Annotated in this window: 1 protein-coding gene; it reads right to left on the reverse strand. The window is 47.2% G+C overall.

Annotation, left to right across the window (positions count from 1 at the left end):
* A partial coding sequence (locus ACT2CV_RS09855; RefSeq protein WP_464974070.1) for a collagen-like domain-containing protein occupies positions 1 to 1,428 on the reverse strand: 1,428 nt, incomplete at both ends.

Raw genomic sequence — 1,428 nt, forward strand, 5'->3', positions numbered from 1 at the left:
TTAATGTTGCCACTTTCTCTTCAATCGGCTTACCATCTTCACCTACCGCAGGTTTACCTGTTGCTGGATCAGTTGGCGTATACACGATACGAGGTTTACCATCAGCACCGTCTTTGCCTGGGATGCCAGGGAAGCCGTCTTTACCATCAACACCAGCAGGGCCTTCGCCGATCTTCAAGGTTGCACCTAAGCCGTCTTTACCGTCTGAACCATCCGCACCCTTAGGACCTTTAGGACCTTGTAAGCCGATAGATCCATCTTTTCCATTGATAGTCACTGAGGCACCATCTTTGCCATTTACACCGATAGAGCCGTCAACACCGTCTTTGCCTGGTGCACCATCTTTACCTGGCTCACTTGGTTTACCAAGTTCGATATTATCAGCAATATCCACTTTGTAATCAGTAAGGTTAGTAGCAGGATCTTTATCTCCAGACGTTACTTTCACATTAGTTGAACCAGCACTTACAGTTGTACCGTCAGCGTTTACAGTGAACGTAATTTTGTCATCAGTTTCGTCTTTATTTACGTCATTAACGTTTGTGCCTTTAACAACCTCGACTTCTTTACCACCAGTACCTGTGCCATCACCTGGCTCACCTTTAGGGCCTCGTGGACCAGTTGCAGGAACGTTAGTGTCGGTACCATCAATTGTCCAGTTACCTGTCGCTGGGTCAATGCTTGGTGTTTTACCATTTGCACCATCTTCACCTTTTGGACCAGTTGCAGGAACGTTAGTATCGTTACCACCGATTGTCCAGTTTCCGTTAGGACCAATTTGTGGAGTTTCTCCATTAGTACCGTTTGTACCATTGTCACCTTTTGGACCAGTTGCAGGAACGTTAGTATCGTTACCACCGATTGTCCAGTTTCCGTTAGGACCGATTTGTGGAGTTTCTCCATTGGTACCGTTTGTACCATTGTCACCTTTATCACCTTTCGGACCTGTGGCTGGAACGTTAGTGTCTGTGCCACCTACTGTCCAGTTACCTGTCGCAGGATCAACAGTTGGCGTATCACCTTTATCTCCTTTCGGACCTGTGGCTGGAACATTAGTATTCACACCATCAATTGTCCAGTTACCTGTCACTGGGTCAATAGTTGGAGTTTTACCATCTGCGCCTGGAGTGCCGTTTGTACCATTGTCACCTTTATCACCTTTCGGGCCTGTGGCTGGAACGTTGGTGTCGTTACCATCAATTGTCCAGTTACCTGTCACAGGGTCAATAGCTGGGGTTTTACCATCTGCGCCTGGGGTACCTGGAGTACCAGAACCTGTACCATTTGTACCATCTTCACCTTTGTCGCCTTTATCACCTTTCGGACCTGTGGCTGGAACATTAGTATTCACACCATCAATTGTCCAGTTACCTGTTGCTGGGTCAATAGTTGGAGTTTTACCATCTGCACCTGGAGTGCCGTTTGTAC

It is taken from the genome of Reella acinonychis (assembly GCF_052384575.1).
Classification (GTDB): Bacteria; Pseudomonadota; Gammaproteobacteria; order Enterobacterales; family Pasteurellaceae; genus JBQSUQ01.